The organism is Aliiroseovarius crassostreae (genome assembly GCF_001307765.1).
Lineage (GTDB): Bacteria > Pseudomonadota > Alphaproteobacteria > Rhodobacterales > Rhodobacteraceae > Aliiroseovarius > Aliiroseovarius crassostreae.
The window spans coordinates 475989-495289 of sequence record NZ_LKBA01000006.1 but is presented as its reverse complement, the minus strand read 5'-3'; the positions used below and the strand labels follow the sequence as shown (position 1 = coordinate 495289).

The 19301-nt window shown below is 60.1% G+C and carries 14 protein-coding genes and 1 riboswitch; of the genes, 12 read left to right on the top strand and 2 right to left on the bottom strand.

Annotation, left to right across the window (positions count from 1 at the left end; all coding sequences use genetic code 11):
- The first annotated feature begins 96 nt into the window (after positions 1 to 96).
- Positions 97 to 732 (top strand): lysoplasmalogenase family protein, encoded by a 636-nt coding sequence (locus AKJ29_RS08765; RefSeq protein WP_139231459.1) that lies wholly within the window; start codon positions 97 to 99, stop codon positions 730 to 732.
- Between the two features lie 60 nt (positions 733 to 792).
- On the opposite strand, the gene AKJ29_RS08760 is transcribed toward AKJ29_RS08765, so the two are convergent.
- The gene (locus AKJ29_RS08760; RefSeq protein WP_055189928.1) at positions 793 to 1542 is read right to left on the bottom strand and encodes a BUD32 family EKC/KEOPS complex subunit; all 750 of its coding nucleotides are present in this window, start codon (positions 1540 to 1542) and stop codon (positions 793 to 795) included.
- Between the two features lie 116 nt (positions 1543 to 1658).
- Between AKJ29_RS08760 and ftsY the strand changes: the two genes are divergently transcribed.
- The 7 genes from ftsY to AKJ29_RS08725 all read left to right on the top strand — a co-directional run bounded on the left by ftsY (position 1659) and on the right by AKJ29_RS08725 (position 10532).
- On the top strand, positions 1659 to 2852 hold the full coding sequence (gene ftsY, locus AKJ29_RS08755; RefSeq protein WP_055189926.1) for a signal recognition particle-docking protein FtsY: 1194 nt from the start codon (positions 1659 to 1661) through the stop codon (positions 2850 to 2852).
- Positions 2853 to 2909: 57 nt separating this feature from the next.
- Positions 2910 to 3812 (top strand): EamA family transporter, encoded by a 903-nt coding sequence (locus AKJ29_RS08750; RefSeq protein WP_055189924.1) that lies wholly within the window; start codon positions 2910 to 2912, stop codon positions 3810 to 3812.
- Between the two features lie 102 nt (positions 3813 to 3914).
- Positions 3915 to 4529: an inner membrane-spanning protein YciB gene (locus AKJ29_RS08745; protein WP_055189922.1), complete on the top strand. Its 615-nt coding sequence runs from the start codon at positions 3915 to 3917 to the stop codon at positions 4527 to 4529.
- A 92-nt stretch (positions 4530 to 4621) separates the two neighbouring features.
- Positions 4622 to 4701, top strand: a riboswitch (SAM riboswitch).
- A 64-nt stretch (positions 4702 to 4765) separates the two neighbouring features.
- Positions 4766 to 5944: an O-succinylhomoserine sulfhydrylase gene (gene metZ, locus AKJ29_RS08740; RefSeq protein ID WP_055189920.1), complete on the top strand. Its 1179-nt coding sequence runs from the start codon at positions 4766 to 4768 to the stop codon at positions 5942 to 5944.
- Positions 5945 to 6026: 82 nt separating this feature from the next.
- Positions 6027 to 7133 (top strand): GTP cyclohydrolase FolE2, encoded by a 1107-nt coding sequence (gene folE2 / locus AKJ29_RS08735; protein ID WP_055189918.1) that lies wholly within the window; start codon positions 6027 to 6029, stop codon positions 7131 to 7133.
- 303 nt (positions 7134 to 7436) lie between these two features.
- The gene (locus AKJ29_RS08730; protein WP_055189916.1) at positions 7437 to 8885 is read left to right on the top strand and encodes a TrkH family potassium uptake protein; all 1449 of its coding nucleotides are present in this window, start codon (positions 7437 to 7439) and stop codon (positions 8883 to 8885) included.
- Between the two features lie 33 nt (positions 8886 to 8918).
- On the top strand, positions 8919 to 10532 hold the full coding sequence (locus AKJ29_RS08725) for a 5-guanidino-2-oxopentanoate decarboxylase (RefSeq protein ID WP_074963779.1): 1614 nt from the start codon (positions 8919 to 8921) through the stop codon (positions 10530 to 10532).
- 191 nt (positions 10533 to 10723) lie between these two features.
- Here the strand turns inward: AKJ29_RS08725 and AKJ29_RS08720 are convergent, their stop codons facing one another.
- Positions 10724 to 12541, bottom strand: a complete 1818-nt coding sequence (locus tag AKJ29_RS08720) for a serine protease (RefSeq protein WP_074963780.1) — start codon at positions 12539 to 12541, stop codon at positions 10724 to 10726.
- A 195-nt stretch (positions 12542 to 12736) separates the two neighbouring features.
- Between AKJ29_RS08720 and AKJ29_RS08715 the strand changes: the two genes are divergently transcribed.
- The 4 genes from AKJ29_RS08715 to ppdK all read left to right on the top strand — a co-directional run bounded on the left by AKJ29_RS08715 (position 12737) and on the right by ppdK (position 19222).
- Positions 12737 to 13675: a glycine--tRNA ligase subunit alpha gene (locus AKJ29_RS08715; RefSeq protein ID WP_055189914.1), complete on the top strand. Its 939-nt coding sequence runs from the start codon at positions 12737 to 12739 to the stop codon at positions 13673 to 13675.
- A gap of 27 nt (positions 13676 to 13702) precedes the next feature.
- Positions 13703 to 14170 (top strand): DUF6446 family protein, encoded by a 468-nt coding sequence (locus tag AKJ29_RS08710; RefSeq protein WP_055189912.1) that lies wholly within the window; start codon positions 13703 to 13705, stop codon positions 14168 to 14170.
- A gap of 14 nt (positions 14171 to 14184) precedes the next feature.
- Positions 14185 to 16500 (top strand): glycine--tRNA ligase subunit beta, encoded by a 2316-nt coding sequence (gene glyS / locus AKJ29_RS08705; RefSeq protein WP_055189911.1) that lies wholly within the window; start codon positions 14185 to 14187, stop codon positions 16498 to 16500.
- A 172-nt stretch (positions 16501 to 16672) separates the two neighbouring features.
- Positions 16673 to 19222 carry a pyruvate, phosphate dikinase gene (gene ppdK / locus AKJ29_RS08700; protein ID WP_055189909.1) on the top strand — a complete coding sequence of 850 codons (2550 nt, stop codon included), beginning with the start codon at positions 16673 to 16675 and terminating at the stop codon, positions 19220 to 19222.
- Positions 19223 to 19301: the final 79 nt, after the last annotated feature.

Below are 19301 nucleotides of genomic sequence, written 5' to 3'. Positions count from 1 at the left end.
TCCGGGGGGCAAACACTTCGGACTGGTGGGCAAAGCCCTCATCTTTCCCTCACGTTCCACTTGACCCACACCCATCGGTTGCGCATCGCTGGGGCCATGACACTTGCACCGCTTTATCTTGGCCTGGCCATCGCGCTGGCCTATCTGCCCTACACCAATGGCGCACCCAGTTGGCGCCGCTCGATCCACAAGACACTGCCGCTGTTGCTGTTTGCCTTGGCCGGGTTTCTGACCGGCGTGCCTGCCTTTCTGGTGGCGGGGCTGTTCCTGTCGGCGCTGGGGGATTTCGGGCTGTCGCGCGACGGGGATAGCGCCTTCCTTTACGGGTTGTCCGCGTTTGCGCTGGCCCATGTGCTTTACATCCTGCATTTCCTCGCGCTGGCGAATGTCCCTTTGTGGGAGGTTTTCTCGGTGGCCCCCATTCCCGCCATCGCTCTCATCGCTCTGGTCCTCTCGACCGAGCTGTGGCTGACCCCGCATACGGGCCCGCTGACCTGGCCCGTGCGCCTTTATGTCTTGGTGATCGGTGTCATGGGCCTGTCGGTGCTGCTGGTGCCGCTTGGAGCCAGCACCCTGGGGGCTGCGCTTTTTATCCTGTCGGATCTGATCCTGGCGGTGGAACTGTTTCGCATGACCGACACAGATCCCCGCCGCAGGCTGGCCGGTATCCTGATCTGGGGGTTCTATATTGCCGGGCAGGCTTTGATCCTCATGGGCGGGCTGCCTGCATAAGACCCTGCCGCGCTTTGAAAATCGCGGTGCGAGCTAAGCTCAGCTTCAGCGCGGCCCGGCTCAGCGCGAGACGCCGAACGCCTGCAGGGTCAGGGGGATCGCCTTGAACTCTCTTGTGCCGCGGCGTGAACCCCATTGCAGCGGCTTTGTCGCCAGATCGACCCAGCGATGACGCCGCGCCCATTTGGCGGCCATGTCCCAGATCCCGGCCTGATCGCCGTCACGATAGGCGGCCAGGCCAGCGTCGATTTCCGGCAGGTTCTTTTGGGTGAAGGCAAAGCAGCTATGGGTCCAGATGATCAGGTCCTGCATATGCCCCTTGGGCGTGTTGCGCCGGGGCGAGAACCGTTCAAAATCCAGCAGCGTCAGCCGGTGCCCATCCCAGCACATATCCTTGATGGCTGGCCGGCCATGCGACAATCCCTTGCCATGCAGCAGGGCGAGTTCGCGCCCGGCGGCTTTCATTGCGCGGGTGCGGTCTTCCAATGTGCTTTTTTGGTGGCGCAGCAACCCTGACAGGGCCGGGCCGCTGTCTCTCATCACCAGAAAATCCTCGCCCTCTGCAATCACGTACGGCACGGAAATCCCCGCGTCCCGCAAGGCCCGAAGCCCCATGAGATCCGCTTTGAAAGCCGCCGCCGGGTCACCCTTTTGCAGGCGCCATTTCAGCGACAGGGTCTCGCATTTCTTGGCCCAGTACACCTCATCGCCCCGTTGCAACCGCTGCACGCGGGCGTTCTCATCCGCAAGAAAGGCGTCCAGATCTTCGTTCAGAAGGGGATTGGAGAAAGGGTGCACATGGGTTTTCATGCGCCTCGTGTAGCAATTCTTTGGCGAAAAGCAAATCACCCCGATCCGCGCCGCGCCATACCCCTTTCAAATCGGTGCATTCTGGCTTAGGTGAGGGAAAGCAAGCGGAGGCAGTCATGGCGTTTTTCTCAAAGCTCAAGGATCGGTTGTTCAAATCCTCGTCCAAACTGGAACAGGGGTTGGAAGCCATTGTAGATGAGGGCGGCGAGGAAGATGTGGTTGCGGATGTTGCCGCAGAACTGCCGGTTCAAACAGACGCCACCCCAGACCCCGCCCCCGAACCGGATCAGCTCCCCCCGGAAAAGACCCTGGAAGCAACGCCGGACCCGGTGGTTGACGCGAACCCGGACCCCTCCGGGACCGCCTCGACTGCCCAGCCGGAGAGCGGGGCGAAACCCGCCAACGAACCCACCAATAAACCCGGCCTCATCGGTCGGATGCTGGGCCGCTCCTCCTCTGCCGCAGGCACCGTCACCCGCCGCATGGTGGATGATGACATGCTGGAAGAGCTTGAAGACCTGATGATCACGTCTGATATGGGCGTCGACACCGCCATGCGTGTAACGGCCAATATTTCCGCCTCTCATTTCGGCAAGAAACTGTCGGTGGACGAGATCAAATCCGTGCTGGCTGGTGAAGTCGCCCGGATCATGGATCCGGTCGCCGTGCCGCTGCCGATTTACCCTAAACGCCCGCAGGTGGTGCTGGTGGTGGGGGTGAATGGCGCCGGCAAAACCACCACAATCGGCAAACTTGCCAGCCAGTTTACCGCAGCCGGCAAAAAGGTGGTGATTGCCGCAGGTGACACGTTCCGCGCAGCCGCGGTCGAACAGCTCCAGGTCTGGGGCGATCGCGCTGGCGTTCCCGTGCTGACCGCGCCCGAAGGCTCTGATCCCGCCTCCTTGGCATTTGACGCGATGACCAAAGCCGAAGCCGACGGCGCCGACCTTCTGATGATCGACACGGCGGGGCGTTTGCAAAACCGCACCGACCTGATGGAGGAGCTGGCCAAGATCGTGCGGGTGATCAAGAAAAAAGACGAGACTGCACCGCATAACACCCTGCTTGTGCTCGACGCGACCACCGGGCAAAACGCGCTCAGCCAGGTCGAAACGTTCCAAAAGCTCGCCGATGTCTCGGGCCTTGTCATGACCAAACTGGACGGCACTGCAAAAGGGGGCGTGCTCGTGGCGCTGGCGGATAAATTTGCCCTGCCAATTCACGCGATTGGCGTGGGGGAACAGATCGACGACCTCGCCCCGTTTGATCCGGAAGAGTTCGCAAACGCCCTGATCGGTATTCGCAACTGATCTTCCTCTTGCCTTAAATATCCCGGGGGTATGGGGGCAGCGCCCCCAGTGCAGAACATGAGCAACTGGCTGATCTCTCTCGAAGGAACGCAGGCCGGGCACAATCTTGCCTTGGGGCTTGCGCTGATGGCTGCGTTCCTGCACGCGCTCTTTGGCGCATTGCAGAAGGGGCGCCATGACCCCTGGCTTTCGCGCGGCGCAATTGACCTGTCTTATGGCCTGATCGCCGCCCCCTTCGCTCTTTTTGTCGTGCCTTGGCCTGAGCCGCATATGTGGCCGCTCTTTGCCGTGATCTGGCTTGTCCATGTGGGCTATAAGCTCGCGCAAAGCTACACCTATGTGCTGGGCTCCTATACCGTTGTCTACCCGGTGGTGCGTGGCACCGGGCCGCTCTTTACCGTGCTGGGGGCGGGGATTGTGTTCGGGGAAAGCTACTCGGCGATGCAATGGCTCGGCGTGTTTGTCCTTCTGGCCGGGATCTATGCGCTGGGCTGGTATAATCTCAGACATTGGCAATTGGGCCGTGCGCAGCTCAAACCGGCACTTGCGATGGCCGTGGTGACCGGGTTGTTCGTGGCGGGCTATACCACAATCGACGCCTACGGGATCCGCGCCACCGCCGATCCGTTTACCTTCCTCGCCTGGTTCTTCTTTATCGATGGGTTCTTCATGCCGGTGATTGCCGGGATCCGCTGGTGGAACATGCCAAATCGCCCCGCGCTGGCCCCGCTTATGGGGAGAGGTGTGCTGGGCGCCTTCATTGCCTATGCCAGCTTCGGATCAATCATGCTGGCCACGCGGCTGGACAAGGTGGGCGAAGCGGCGGTGCTGCGCGAAACCTCCACCGTCTTTGCCGCGCTGATCGGATGGGTGGTTCTCAAAGAAAAGGTTGGCCCGCGCCGCGTGTTCATGATGGCTTTGATTGCCGCGGGCGCCGTGTTGGTGGAAATGGGCGGATAAAGGTCTAATCCCTCGGATCACGGGAAAGTACCCTCCCACCACTTGCCTTCCGCGCCACCGCCCCTCACATTCCCCCAAAGACCACAAATAGGACCAGGCCCCATGACCGACCCGACGCCCCCCGTGAACCCAACCCTGAAAACCGCGTTGGAATACGGGCCGATTGTTCTGTTCTTCGTGGCCTATACCTTCCTCAAGGACCAAAGCTTTCTGGTCGCGGGCACCGAGTATTCCGGCTTTGTCGCCGTAACGGCCCTGTTCATTCCGGTTCTGATCGCGGCCACGCTCGCCATGTGGAAACTCACCGGTCACCTGTCAAAGATGCAGATCGTGACGCTGGTGCTGGTGGTTGTCTTCGGGGGCCTGTCGATCTGGTTCAATGATGAACGGTTCTTCAAGATGAAACCTACCATCATCTACCTGCTCTTTGCCGGTATCCTCGGATTTGGCCTGATGCGCGGGCAAAGCTATCTGGAAAGCGTGCTTGATGCCGCCCTGCCACTGGAGCGCGAGGGGTGGATGATCCTCACCAAACGTCTGGCCCTGTTTTTCCTCGGGCTTGCCGTCGCCAATGAGGTGATCTGGCGCATGATGTCCACCGATGCCTGGGTCAATTTCAAAACCTTTGGCCTGCCCCTGGGCACCATCGCCTTTTTCGCCACCCAAAGCGGGTTGTTCAAACGCTACGGCACGGATGAGGAAAACAGCGGCACATGACCTGCCGCCCTCTTCCTCTTGCCCTAAATATCCCGGGGTGAGCGCAACGCGCGAGGGGCAGAGCCCCTTGACGAAAAATGCCCCAGCCGTTAGGGAACCTGCGTGGCGATTTGTTCACCGGATTGCGGGCCACGTAAAATAATTCTGCTAAAGAGGTCAGGGAATGAAGGCGAATGCCGTGTCAGCCCCCGACGCTCATCAGCGGTGGGGGCTTTATTGTGTGAAAGGAACACGCGATGACAAAATGGGGAAAACGCACCGAGGCCGTGCATGGCGGCACCCGTCGCAGCCAGTATAACGAACTGTCCGAGGCGATGTTCATGACCCAGGCCTTCGTCTATGACACCGCCGAGGCCGCCGAGGCGCGTTTTATCGAAAGTGGCCCGGACGAATTCATCTATGCCCGCTACGGCAACCCCACCAACCGCATGTTCGAAGACCGGATCGCAGCGATCGAAGGCACGGAAGACGCCTTCGCCTGTGCGTCCGGCATGGCTGCCGTCAATGCTGCGCTGATGGCGCTGACCAAGGCGGGCGACCACGTGGTGTCCTCGCGCGCACTGTTTGGGGCCTGCCTTTATGTGCTCGAAGAGGTGCTGGGCCGCTTTGGGGTCGAGATCACGCTGGTCGACGGCACGGATAATGCCGAATGGGAGGCCGCCATTCGTCCCGACACCAAGGTGGTGTTCCTTGAAGCCATTTCCAACCCAACCCTGGAAGTGATTGATCTCGCCCATGTGATCAAGCTGGCCCACGCGAATGGCGCGCTGGTTGTGGTGGACAATGCCATGCCCACCCCGGTCTTCTCCTACGCCGCCAAACTGGGGGCGGATCTGGTGGTTTATTCCACCACGAAACATGTGGACGGGCAGGGGCGGATGCTCGGCGGGGCCATTTGCGGCTCGCGCGAACTGATCCGTGGCCCGATTGAGACCTACGTGAAACACACCGGGGGCGCGATCAACCCGTTTGCCGCCTGGACCCATCTGAAGGCGCTTGAGACGCTGGACCTGCGCGTGCGCGCACAGGCCGCCGCCGCCATGCAGGTGGCCGAGGCGCTTGCGGATCATCCGAAACTCAGCCGGATGAGCTATCCGCAGCACCCCTCGCACCCGCAACACGCAATTGCGATGGAACAATCCCCTTCGGGCGGTACCGTGCTGGCGATTGAGGTGAAAGGCGGCAAAGAGGCGTGTTTCCGCTTCCTCAACGCATTGGAGATCTTCATCATCTCGAACAACTTTGCGGACGCCAAATCCATCGCCACCCATCCGGCCACAACAACCCACCAGCGTCTGCCGCAGGAACAAAAGGATATGCTGGGCATTTCCGATGGGCTGGTGCGCCTGTCCATCGGTCTGGAAGACGTGGACGACCTGATTGCCGACCTTGAACGTGGCTTAAACGCGGTCTGATTTGTCGCATCCTGCCCTGCCGGTTTGGCATTTTAGTGGCAAAACGGTTAGACTTAGGCGTGCGATAGATGCGGGGGCCGCGATGAATCAGATGAAACGCGGATCGAAAAACAATGTTGATAGGGCGAGCGCCGAAGAGGCGCTGGCCACTTTACGCGCGTGGGCCGAGGCTGCGGATCCGGTTGAGGTTGCCGCACTTGACCCCTCGATTGCCCGTCTTCTGCCGGGGGGCGAGGTGTCAAACTATCCCGCTCTCAGACGCACATACCCGGACGAATTCACCCCGGATGCGGATTACAAGGCGTCCATGCCCGACCTGCAGAACGGACCGGCCAGCCTGATTCAGGGCGCCAAACGGCATATTCAGCATGTGGGCATTTCCAATTTCCGCCTGCCAATCCGCTATCACACCCGCGACGGTTCTGACCTCACGCTGGAAACCTCGGTGACCGGCACGGTCAGCCTTGAGGCCGGCAAGAAGGGCATCAACATGTCGCGCATCATGCGCAGCTTCTATGCCCATGCGGAAAAGACGTTCAGCTTTGACGTGATCGAACATGCGCTGGATGACTACAAGGCGGATCTGGAAAGCCTGGATGCGCGGATCGAGATGCGATTTTCCTATCCTGCCAAGGTGGAAAGCCTGCGTTCTGGCCTGATGGGATACCAATATTACGACATTGCGCTGGAGCTGTTTGAACATCACGGCAAGCGTCGCAAGTTCCTGCATCTCGATTATGTCTATTCCTCGACCTGCCCCTGTTCGCTGGAACTGTCCGAACATGCGCGCCAGTCGCGCGGTCAGCTCGCCACGCCGCATTCGCAGCGATCCGTGGCGCGGATTTCGGTCGAGAAAATCCATCAGCCGGGCAATACGCTCTGGTTCGAGGATCTGATCGACATGTGTCGTATTGCGGTGCCGACCGAGACACAGGTGATGGTGAAGCGCGAAGATGAACAGGCCTTTGCCGAGCTGAACGCGGCCAACCCGATTTTTGTCGAGGATGCGACCCGGTTGTTTTGTGAGCAGTTGCAGCTTGATCCCCGGATCGGTGATTTCCGCGTTGTGGCCAGTCACCAGGAAAGCCTGCACAGTCATGATGCTGTCTCGATCCTGACAGAAGGAGAGACGTTCGAGGCGCAATCGCTGGATCCTAAACTCTTTTCCACCCTGTTCCACGTCGGCTGAATTATCCGATCTTTGCACAAGATTGCGCCCGCTTGCAGGGCGGAGGTGCGATGCTGTGGGGGGGCGTGTCGGGCGATCTGACCTATTTTCCCCGCTTTGAGTGGGGCGACGTTCCCCTGAGACAGGGAAAGGCGAAGCGCCGCAAGGGATATCCATGTCGTGGGCGTTTCGGCATAGGCATGTGGTTCAAGTTTATCCTGAAACGCTTTATGCGGACTGCAGTAAGGGTGTGGTGCCGTTTGTCAGGTCCTGCCCTGCGCTTCGCGCTTGACACCCGGGCGTCGCAAGGCCAACCCTGCGCCCATGTTTGACCTTCGTCCCGTGGCCTATGTGACCGGCCTTTTGCTTCTGGCGCTTGGCTTTTCCATGCTGATCCCGATGGGGATTGACCTGCATTATGGCAGTGCTGACTGGCTTGTGTTTCTGGAAAGCGCCCTTCTGACCATGCTTGTGGGCGGCTCGATGGCGCTGGCCTCGGCCAATGGGGTGGGGCGCGGGCTGTCGATCCAGCAGACCTTTCTGCTGACCACCGGTGTCTGGCTGGCCCTGCCCATGTTCGGGGCGCTTCCCTTCATGTTGTCCGAACTGGACGCGCGGCCCGTGGATGCGTTTTTTGAGGCAATGTCGGGCCTGACCACAACCGGGGCGACGGTGTTTTCCGGTCTTGATGACATGCCGCGCGGGATCCTGTTCTGGCGGGGGCTGCTGCAATGGTTCGGCGGCATCGGCATCATTGTTGTGGCCATGGTGTTCCTGCCCGAGCTGCGCGTGGGGGGAATGCAGATCTTCCGCTCTGAAGCCTTTGACACAATGGGAAAAGTCCTGCCCCGCGCAGCGGAAATCTCCGGTCGGATCTCATGGATCTACATCAGTCTGACCATTGCCTGCGTATTAAGTTACCTGGCGGTGGGGATGGACACCTTTGATGCGGTTGTCCACGCAATGACCACGATTTCGACCGGTGGGTTCTCGACCCGCGATGCGTCTTTCGGGGCGTTTCAGGGGGTGGCGGAATATGTGGCCTCGGTTTTCATGATCCTCGCGAGCCTGCCCTTTGTGCGCTACATCCAGCTGGTGTCCGGCACCGCTAAACCGATCCTGCGCGACACGCAGGTCCGCGCCTATCTTGCCACGATTTTTCTGATCACCATCGTGATGACGCTTTACCGCCTGTTTGCCAATGGCGACCATATGGAGCACGGCTTTCGTGAAGGGATCTTCAATGTGACCTCGATCATCAGCGGCACGGGCTATGCCTCGGTGGATTATCAGCTCTGGGGCACCTTCCCCGTGGTGGCGTTTTTCTTTCTGGGGCTGATCGGGGGATGTGCGGGGTCCACCGCCTGTTCGGTCAAGATCTTCCGCTACCAGTTGCTGATTTCCTCGATCAAGGCCCAGATCCGGTCCATCCACTCCCCCCACGGGCTGTTTTCCCCGCGTTACGCGGGCAAACGCGTGGATGAAGAGGTGCTTTCGTCAGTGATGAGCTTTTTTGTCTTTTTCGTCGTGACCTTGGGGATCGTGTCGATCCTGCTAGGCTTGACCGGGCTGGATTTCATCACATCGGTTTCCGGTGCGGCCACCGCCGTGGCCAATATCGGGCCGGGGCTGGGCGACCAGATCGGGCCGTCGGGCAATTTCTCGGGCCTGAATGATGTCGCAAAATGGGTGCTGGCAATCACGATGCTGATTGGCCGGCTGGAACTGCTGGCCGTTTTTGTCTTGTTTACACCGCAATTCTGGAGAGGCTGAGGTCCCACGTGTGGACCGGCCGGAGGATACCGCATGAGTCACAACTCAACCCTTGAGAAACCACTGGGTGCGCAGATCTCCCACATGTTGAAATCACGTGGGGTCGAGGTGATCTTTGCCATTCCGGGGGTGCATAATATCGAGATGTACCGGGGGCTTGATGAGGCTGGCATTACCCCTGTTCTGGCCTGCCACGAACAGGGCGCAGGCTTCATGGCAGATGGCTATGCGCGTGCGACGGGCCAGCCGGGGGTCTGTTACCTGATCACCGGGCCGGGGCTGTGCAATGCGATGACGGCTTTGGGACAGTCCTATTCCGATAGTGTGCCGGTGCTGGCAATCTCGTCCTGCCTGAACCCTGAGGATCTGGGGATGGGGCGCGGGCGTCTGCATGAAATGAAGGATCAGGAGGCCGCCGCCGCCACCGTCTGCGACTGGTCACATACGGCAATGGATGCCCCCTCTGCCTATCGCCTGATTGATCGCGCGATGATGGAGTTTGCCACCCGCCGACCCAGACCGAAACATATTCAGATCCCGGTGAACGCCCTGGCCCAAAGATCCGCCCAGGCCCCTGAAAGCGGGGTTCTGCCCGCCCGGCCACTGGCCTCTCCTGAACAGGTTGCCGCCGTAGCGGAATGGCTGCTGGGGGCGCAGCGCCCGCTTTTCATCTTTGGTGGCGGGGCCATCGAAGGTGCCGATGCGGCGCGCACATTGGTAGAGCTGACCGGGGCGGCCAGCATCTGCACCGTTGCGGGGCATGGGGTGATCGCGGACAATGCCCCTCTTGCCTATGGTCCGATCCTGCCGCGCCCGGACAGTGTGCAGGAGATCGCCAAGGCAGATCTGATTGTGGCGATTGGCACGGAACTTAGTGAAACGGATCTGTGGCGGGACAGGCTGGGCCATGAGGCCCCGATGATCCGGGTGGATCTGGATCCCATGGTGCTGGCGGATGACCATCGCGCCGACCTGCCGATCCTGGGGGATGCGGGCCCGTTTCTCGAAGATCTGCGGGCGCTTTTGGATGGACATGCCAAATGCTCGACAGGATGGAGCCAGGCCGAAGTGATTCAGGCCCGGGCGCGGTTTCATCTCGAAGCGGATCAGGAGCGACCGGATATCCTGCCCATCTGTGAACGGCTTGGTCCCGCCATCCCCGACGAGACCATGATCTTTTCGGATATGACCCAGTTTGCCTATGTCGCCAATGAGGTCTGGCCGCTGGACCGTCCCGGTCATTGGCATCACCCGTCGGGCTTTGGGGCGCTGGGCTATGCGCTGCCCGCCGCGATTGGGGGTAAAATCGGGCGACCGGATCTGCCTGTGCTGGCGATTGCTGGGGATTACGGGTTCCAGTTCACCCTGCAGGAACTTGGGGTCGCGGTTGAGCTGGGGCTCGCATTGCCAATTCTGCTTTGGGACAACGGCAAGCTGAATGAAATCGAGGATTGCATGGTCGGGCGCCAGATTGCCCCCGGTTCGGTGCGTGTCCGCAACCCCGATTTCTGCGCCCTTGCGCGGGCCTATGGTGCGTTTGCCGAAAAGCCCGGCTCTCTGGCGGCCTTGATTGAAACCGTAAACGCCGCCTTCACTGCGGATGGTCCGACCCTGATCCATGTGACCCCCGAGGTGCTCCGGGGCTGACCTCCCTTTTTCTGGTCACAGATATTGCGGGGGTCGAGGAAGGCCGGGTGCCGCCCAGCTTTGAAAAGGCGAGGGGCCGTGTCAGGTGCGCGACGTGTGCCACCAGAAATCCCTGCCGAATTTGCGGCCTCACCAACATGAAACCCCCGCACCAACTGGCCGGGGGTTTCATGTTGGTCAGGTATCTGGGGTTATTTCCAACAGCTGACCAGAACCGTCATATCTGACGCAAGCGCGGAGATGTCGACCGGATCCATGGACGCCAGCGCGTCGGTGGCCTGCGGGATCACGCCGTTGGCGGCCAGGAACTCAGCTACGGAACCGGCATCCAGCGCAAACTGAACATCCTCAGGAAGGCTGCGCCCCGTGCTGTCATCGCGCGCAAGCAGCATTCCCATCACCGCGCCCCCTGCGTCAAGAACGGGTCCTCCGGTGTCTCCGGGAAGGGTGCGGACGGCCAGACGGTTCAGGTGGGGCTGCCCGTTCAGCCCAGCGAGGTCCGACAGGGTGCCAAAGCTTGTGCTTGGGCTGCCCAGCCGCCCTTCATAGGAGTAACCCGCCACGGCAATATCGCTGCCCAGACGCGGTTGTGAGGTCAGAAACGTAGCCACGGCCTGCGGGGCCTGTGCACTTTCGGGTTTCAGAAGGGCCAGCCCGGCGGCCGTATCCTGTGCCAGAACGGTGGCATCATAGGTGTCATCGACCGAGATCCTGCGGCACCCTGCAACCGCGTCGGCAGTGGTCACGATCATGCCGGTTTTATCCACGAAAAATCCCGACCGGGATGTGTCGGCGCGTCGGATTTCCAGCCCGGACAGCAGGTCGATATCCTGCACCGCGGCCTCCAGACCGGCATTGTCAGCAAGCGCCGTTTCCCCGAGCGAACGGAAGCTCTGCAGCATTTCGTTCAACACCAGCTGACGGCGTTTCTCATCCCCTTTGGGCCAGACCAGCGTAAAGCCTTTTACACTTCCATCAAGCAGTTTCGCATAGGTGTGCGAGATGATCTCGGCGTTTTCCCCTTGCAAGGTGAATTCACCGTCCTTGCGGTTTCGCGGCCCATCTTCGGGCACGATTTCAAGGGTTTGCAGGATATCGTATAGGCCAAACAGCGTGTCCTGATTGCCGGACTGGCTGATCAGAACCACTTTTGCAGCACTTCCGTCGCGGGATTTGAAATGGACAAAAGGGGCTTCATAGCGGTCAAAATCCACCACCGCCTTTGGCAGCGAGATGCTGATGCCGGCTTCCTTGTCTTCATGGTCGGCAAGGCCGATGCTGTCGAGCACGGTCTGGCGTTCGGCCATCACGGCGGCGCGTTGTCGGGTGGTCAGGATACCTGTGGGTTCATACCCGCGCGCCTCCTGCCATGCGGCCATCGAGCGACGGGTCCCGCGGCCAAATGCGCCATCAATGCCCGAGGAATAGAACCCCGCAAATTGCAACGCCCGTTGCAGATCCATCCGCTCGTCCCGGGTCAGACGTTGTTCGCTCACCTGTGCTTCGCGCTTTGTTTCATCGGGAAGGGTTGAAGGCAGGGGGGAGGGTGGGGCCGGGGTTGCCGGGGCGGTGGCCTCGGTTGTGGGGGCGGTGTCTGGTGTGGGCAGGCTGGCAGGAGGGGTTTGCGAGGTGGCGCTCAGGCCGACCGGCCAGAATTGTTGGCGCAGATCGCGCGACCGCACAAGGAAACTGTCGCTGGGGATGACCCCCTGGCGCCGCAGGTTGCGCAGTTGAAGATCTGCCGCTGCCTGCGTGTAGGGCCCCAGAACAATTGCGTACCAGTTGCCGCCCACACGAAATCCGTTCACCCCGTCAATCTGACCGGCATAACCGCGCACCCGCTCTTTGGCTTCGCGCAGGCTGGGATGGGCTTCGATCTGGATCCATATCGCGTTCTGGTTCTGCGTGGCCTGGGAAAGGGCCTGGGCCTGGGCAATGGTCGGGGCAAGGGGAAGGGTTGTCAGGGCTGTACTGCCGGCAATCATGACTGAAGTGAAAAGAGTTTTCATGGGTCCTCGTTGGCCTTGGGGCGCCGCTGTGTTTGGGGCGGTCGCAAACGGCTTTATTGAATTTGCTTGTGGCAAGTAACACAACCCGGCGGGGATAGGTCAATAACCGGGATGCAATGTCCGATGCAAGATTGACCCTGTGTGGCCCAATGCCTATTGAGGGGCCAAGTTGAATTGATCTGATGGGCGACGGATATGGGCCAAGCTGACACGAAACCGCAGAGCTTTCAGGAAATCATCCTGCGGCTTCAGAATTACTGGGCGCAAAAGGGCTGTGCGGTGATGCAGCCTTATGACATGGAAGTTGGCGCGGGCACGTTTCACCCGGCGACCACGCTGCGCTCGTTGGGATCAAAACCCTGGGCGGCCGCCTATGTGCAGCCTTCCCGCCGTCCGACCGATGGGCGGTATGGTGAAAACCCGAACCGGTTGCAGCATTACTATCAGTATCAGGTGCTGATCAAACCCAGCCCGCCCAATCTGCAAGAGCTCTATCTGGGCAGCCTTGAGGCAATCGGCGTTGATATGGCGATGCATGACATCCGCTTTGTCGAGGATGACTGGGAAAGCCCGACGCTGGGCGCCTGGGGGCTGGGCTGGGAAGTCTGGTGCGACGGGATGGAAGTCAGCCAGTTCACCTATTTCCAGCAGGTCGGCGGGCATGATTGCAAACCCGTCTCGGGTGAGCTGACCTATGGTCTGGAGCGTCTGGCCATGTATATTCTGGGCGTCGATCACGTGATGGACATGCCGTTCAACGCCCCCGATGCGCTGATCCCGCTGAGCTATGGCGACGTGTTCAAGCAGACCGAAGAAGAATACGCACGCTGGAACTTTGATATTGCCAATACGGATGTGCTGCTCAAGCAATTCGAAGAGGCCGAGGTCGAGTGCCAGAAGATCCTCGACCAAGACCATATCGACCCCAAGACCGGCAAGCGCATCATCATGGCCCACCCGGCTTATGACCAATGCATCAAGGCCTCGCACCTCTTTAACCTGCTCGACGCGCGCGGGGTGATCTCGGTCACCGAACGTCAGGCTTACATTGGCCGCGTCCGTGCGCTGGCAAAACTTTGCGCTGATGCCTTTGTGCAGACCGGCGCCGGTGGATATGTGGCGGATCAGGCGTAATCCAGCAAGACAGGCGGCAAAAGGCAAATGAGCGGAAAACTTCTTGGTATCATGATTATCGCATCCTCCCTCATTTTTGGGGCTGTGGTCTATTACACCCAGCTTTACGCGTTCTATGAACCTGCCGCGGCGGATACGGAATTGCGGATGACCAATGTGGTCACCGGCCAACCTGAAACGGTGATTTATGACCAGTTTGACGGGATTGACAGCGACAGCTCTCCGCTGCGCTTTCGGGGCTGTTTCACCACCACAATGTCGCTGGCCATGCTGACCGAAACCTTCGAGGTTTACGACCGTGCGACGCCGCTTGTGGCCCCCGGCTGGTTTGACTGTTTCGATGCCCAGGCCATTGGTTATGCCTTGGAAGAGGGCGAAGCCATCGCCTTTCTGGGTGAGAAAAATATCAAGGATGGCGTTGATCGCGTGATTGCCATCTTTCCCGATGGCCGGGGCTATGCTTGGCATCAACTGAATGAAAAATATGACGACTAAAAGGGCGAGACCCAATGCCTGACCTGCTGATTGAACTCTTCTCCGAAGAAATCCCCGCCCGGATGCAAACCCGCGCGGCCCAGGATCTGAAGAAACTCGTGACTGACGGTCTGGTCGAGGCCGGTCTGACCTATGCTGGTGCCCATGCGCTGTCCACGCCGCGTCGCCTGACGCTGGCGATTGACGGTCTGCTTGCCGCCTCGCCTGACACGCGCGAAGAACGCAAGGGCCCCAAGGTGGGCGCACCGGACAAGGCGATTGAGGGCTTCCTGCGCGGCGCGGGCCTGACCCGTGATCAGCTGGTGGAACGCGACACGCCGAAAGGGCCGGTCTATTTTGCAATGATCGAAAACAAGGGCCGCCCGGCGGCTGAGATCATTGCCGAAGTGCTGGAAAAAACCATTCGCAACTTCCCCTGGCCCAAGTCGATGCGCTGGGGCAGTGGCAGCTTGAAATGGGTGCGCCCGCTGCATTCGATCCTTTGTATCCTCAGCGATGAGGCCGGGGCCGAGGTGGTGCCGATGGAGGTTGACGGGATCCGCTCGGGGGACACGACCCAGGGGCATCGCTTCATGGCGCCGGGCACAATCACCGTCTCCGGGTTTGAAGATTACGCCACCAAGCTGAAATCCGCCAAGGTGGTTCTCGACCCGCAGGAGCGTGCAGATCATATCTGGGAAGATGCCAAGAACGCAGCTTTCGCACAGGGGTTGGAGATCGTGGAAGACACCGCTCTTTTGCGTGAAGTGGCCGGTCTGGTGGAATGGCCCGTCGTGCTGATGGGCGATATTGCCGATGATTTCATCCCCCTGCCGCCCGAAGTGCTGCAAACGTCGATGCGTGAACACCAGAAATTCTTCTCGGTCAAGAACCCGAAAACCGACCGGATCGAGAAGTTCATCACCGTCGCCAATGTGGAGACCGCCGACAATGGCGCAACCATTCTGGCCGGCAATCAAAAAGTGCTGTTTGCCCGCCTGGCAGACGCGAAATTCTTCTGGGAAAACGACATTCGCGAAGCCGAGGCCGGTGGGCAGAAATGGCTTGATAGCCTGACCAACGTGACCTTCCACAACAAGCTGGGCACACAGGCCGCGCGGATCGACCGGATCGCGAGCCTCGCTCGTGCCATCGCCCCCTCCATCGGGGCTGATCCCGACCTGTCCGAGCGCGCCGCGCGCTGGGCCAAGGCCGATCTCAGCTCGGAAATGGTCTATGAATTCCCGGAACTGCAAGGCCTGATGGGCAAGTATTACGCAGGCCCCGCAGGCCACCCGGTTGAGGTCGCCAATGCCGCAACCGAACATTATTCACCGCTTGGCCCGTCCGATGATGTGCCCTCGGCCCCCACCTCGGTGGCTGTCGCACTGGCCGATAAGCTCGACACGCTGACCGGCTTCTGGGCCATCGACGAGAAACCCACCGGATCAAAAGACCCCTTTGCGCTCCGCCGCGCCGCGCTGGGGGTTATTCGTCTGGTGCTGGAGAATGGTCATCGTGTGGGGCTATCAGGTCTGGCGAAAGAGAGCCAAGCGATCAGCGATATGCCGAGGGTCGAAAGGCTCAAGAACTCTGTCTATTCTGAAATCCATAATAGTTGGGAGTATGGCGACAGCCTTCCAGAACATATTGTTATTAAAGTGGGAGAAGATGGGAGCGATCTAGTTAAACGCATTAGCGAGGGTTATCCAATCAGACCTGCGGCAAAGTTTAGGCATATAGCTCAACAAGCTGATGAGTTGGCAGATCTGTACGCTGAGAAGGATAAAGTCGAAAAATGGCTGAATAGTTTTGACCCCCAACGCAGCAATCTCCTCTCCTTCTTCCATGACCGCCTCAAGGTCTACTTGAAGGACCAAGGCATCCGCCACGACGTGATCGACGCCTGCCTTGCCATGCCCGGAAATGATGACCTTACCTTGCTGGTCAAACGGGCCGAGGCGCTGTCGGGGCTGCTCAAGACCGATGATGGGGAAAACCTGCTGCAAGGCTTCAAACGTGCCAACAACATCCTGACCCAGGCCGAGGAAAAAGACGGGGTGGAGTATTCCTACGGCGCGGATGTGAAATTTGCTGAGGATGACAGCGAAAAAGCCCTCTTCGCAGCCCTTGATACCGCCGAGGCCGCGATACAACCGGCCATGCAGACCGAAGATTTCGCCGCCGCCATGACCTCGATGGCCGCCCTGCGCGCGCCCATTGATGCTTTCTTCGAGGCGGTGCAGATCAACACCGAGAATGAAATTATCCGCCGCAACCGCCTGAACCTCCTGTCGCGGATCCGACAAATCTGCCTTTCGGTGGCCGATCTCACCAAGGTCGAAGGGTAAAACCACAAGGGGCGCCGCAAATTCCGGCGCCCTTTTTCTTGCCCCAAATACCTCGGGGTGAGCGCGTAGCGCGAGGGGCAGCGCCCCTTTCCTCCTTTTCCACACCCACGCCCCTTGTGTGATGCACAGCCCTTGCTATGCTGAGCAAAACCCCTTGCTGCGGTGCAGAATTATGAGCGATCTCGGATTTACGGAAATTACCCCAACGGCGGATATCCATGTGTCACAACATGGTGGCCGGGCGAAATGCCTGCAACGGCTGATCCGGCTCGATATGCCGGTGCCGCGCACCATGGCGCTGTCTTTCGATGCGGTGCGGGCGGTGTCCGCCGGGGAAATGCCCGATCTGGATGCGATGCTGGCGCGCTTTGGTTCCGACCCTCTGGTCTCGGTGCGGCCGTCATCGGAAGATTCCGACTGGGGCGGGCCCGGTGCGATCCTGAATATCGGGATGAATGACGTGGTTCACGCCAAGCTCATGGAAACACACGGGGAAATGGCTGCACACGCGCTTTACCTGCGCTTTATCCAGGCCTATGCGGTGCATGTCTGGCGGCTGGACCCGGACGAATTTGATGAGTTTTCGCAGCCCACGGCTGACACGGTTCAGGCAGCACTCGACCTTTATGAAGAAGAAACGGACAGCTATTTTCCGCAAGACCCCAAAGTGCAACTGACCGAGGTGCTGCGCTCCATGTCGCGGGCCTGGCAGGGCACCACGGCGCGGCTTTTGCGCGAAGCCAAAGGCGCGCCTGCGGATGCGGGGCTTGGCCTTGTTGTGCAGCAGATGGCGCTTGGGGTTGGGCGTGATATCTGTGGCTCTGGCGTGATCCAGTTCGTGAACGGCCAGACCGGCCACCGAGAGCTGCGCGGGCGCTACCTGTGCAAAAGCCAGGGGCGCGATGCGCTGACGGATGCGGATGACCGCGATGTGATGTATCTGACCCGTGATCCGCGCGGGCGCTCGATCGAAGAGGTCTTGCCGGACATGTTCCAGGCGCTTCTGGATTGTGGCGACCTGTGCCGGACCCGGTTGCGCGAGGAGATGGAGGTCGAGTTTACCATCGACAATGAGGAGTTGTTTATCCTCGATGCGGTGAGAGTTGCCCGCAGTGAACGTGCCAATGTGCGTATCGCGGTGCAGATGGCAAAAGAGGGGATCATCACCCGTGAAGAGGCGGTGATGCGTATCCCACCCCGCGCCCTGACCGAACTCCTGCACAGTCAGGTCGATCCCGAAGGCGCGCGCGACGTGTTTGTGTCGGGCATCGCTGCAAGCCCGGGTGCTGCAACCGGTAAGATCGTCTTTTCCGCCCGCGACGCCCAGGCCATGGCCGCGCAGGGCGAGGATTGTATCTTGGTGCGCCGGGAAACCAGCCCCGAGGATATTCGCGGTATGCATGCCGCCCGGGGGATCCTGACCATCCGTGGTGGCATCACCAGCCATGCCGCGGTGATCGCCCGCGGCCTCGGTCTGCCCTGTGTGGTGGGGGCCAACGGTATGACGTTGGAAAAGAAGAATAAAAAGATCATTTCCGCCCAGGGGCGCGAGCTGCGCGAAGGGGATGTGATCACCATTGATGGCGCCAAGGGCGAGGTCTTGTTCGGGGCGGTTGGCATGTTGCCACCCGAATTGGGCGAGAGTTTTCAGACCCTGATGTCCTGGGCGGATGAGTTTCGGGACATCGGTGTGCGCACCAATGCGGACACGCCGCCAGATGCGCGCAATGCACGGATGTTCGCGGCAGAGGGCATCGGTCTTTGCCGGACGGAACACATGTTTTTTGACGATGATCGTCTGCTGGCCATGCGCGAGATGATCTTTGCGGACCAATCCGAAGACCGGCGCGCGGCCCTCGCCCGTCTGCTGCCGATGCAGCGGGCGGATTTCACCGAACTGTTTGAGATCATGCAGGGGCTGCCGGTCTGCATCCGCCTGTTCGACCCGCCGCTGCACGAGTTCCTGCCGCATGGTCGTGAAGGGATCCGTGAACTGGCGGAGGCTTTGGGTCTTGGCATGTCAGCGGTGGAACGTCGCGTGGCTGGCCTGCGCGAATTCAACCCGATGCTGGGGATGCGTGGCGTGCGCCTTGGGGTCACTGTGCCGGAAATCTATGACATGCAGGCCCGCGCCATCTTTGAAGCCACGCTGGATGCCTCCAAATCTGGAAAGCCGGTGGTGCCGGAAATCATGATCCCGCTGGTATCTGCGAAACGTGAGGTGGAAATCGTCAAGGCGCGCATTGATGCGGTTGCGGCGGCGGTTCGGATCGAACGCGGCGAAGAATTCACCTATCGGCTCGGGGTGATGGTTGAAACGCCCCGTGCTGCGCTGCAGGCGGGGGAAATCGCCAAACATGTGCATTTCCTGTCCTTCGGGACCAACGACCTGACCCAGATGACCTATGGTCTGTCGCGCGATGATGCGGGGCGGTTCATGGGGGAATATGTCAGGCAAGGCGTTTTTGAAGAGGATCCGTTTCATGTTCTCGACACGGACGGGGTGGGTGAACTTCTGGAAATCGGGGCGCAGAGGGGGCGTGAAGAAGATCCGGATCTGACCCTTTCGATTTGTGGTGAACATGGCGGTAACCCCGAATCAATCCGCTTTTGCCGCGACAAAGGCTTCTCTTATGTGTCCTGTTCCCCCTTCCGTGTGCCCGTCGCCCGGCTGGCGGCCGCGCATTTGGCGGTTGCCGCCAAACTGGGGGGAGGGGGCTGACCACCCACAATATGTTGCGGTGCAGCATAAATTTCTCGGCATGAAACAGCGACCAGTAGGGCGGGATATTTCGTCGCAC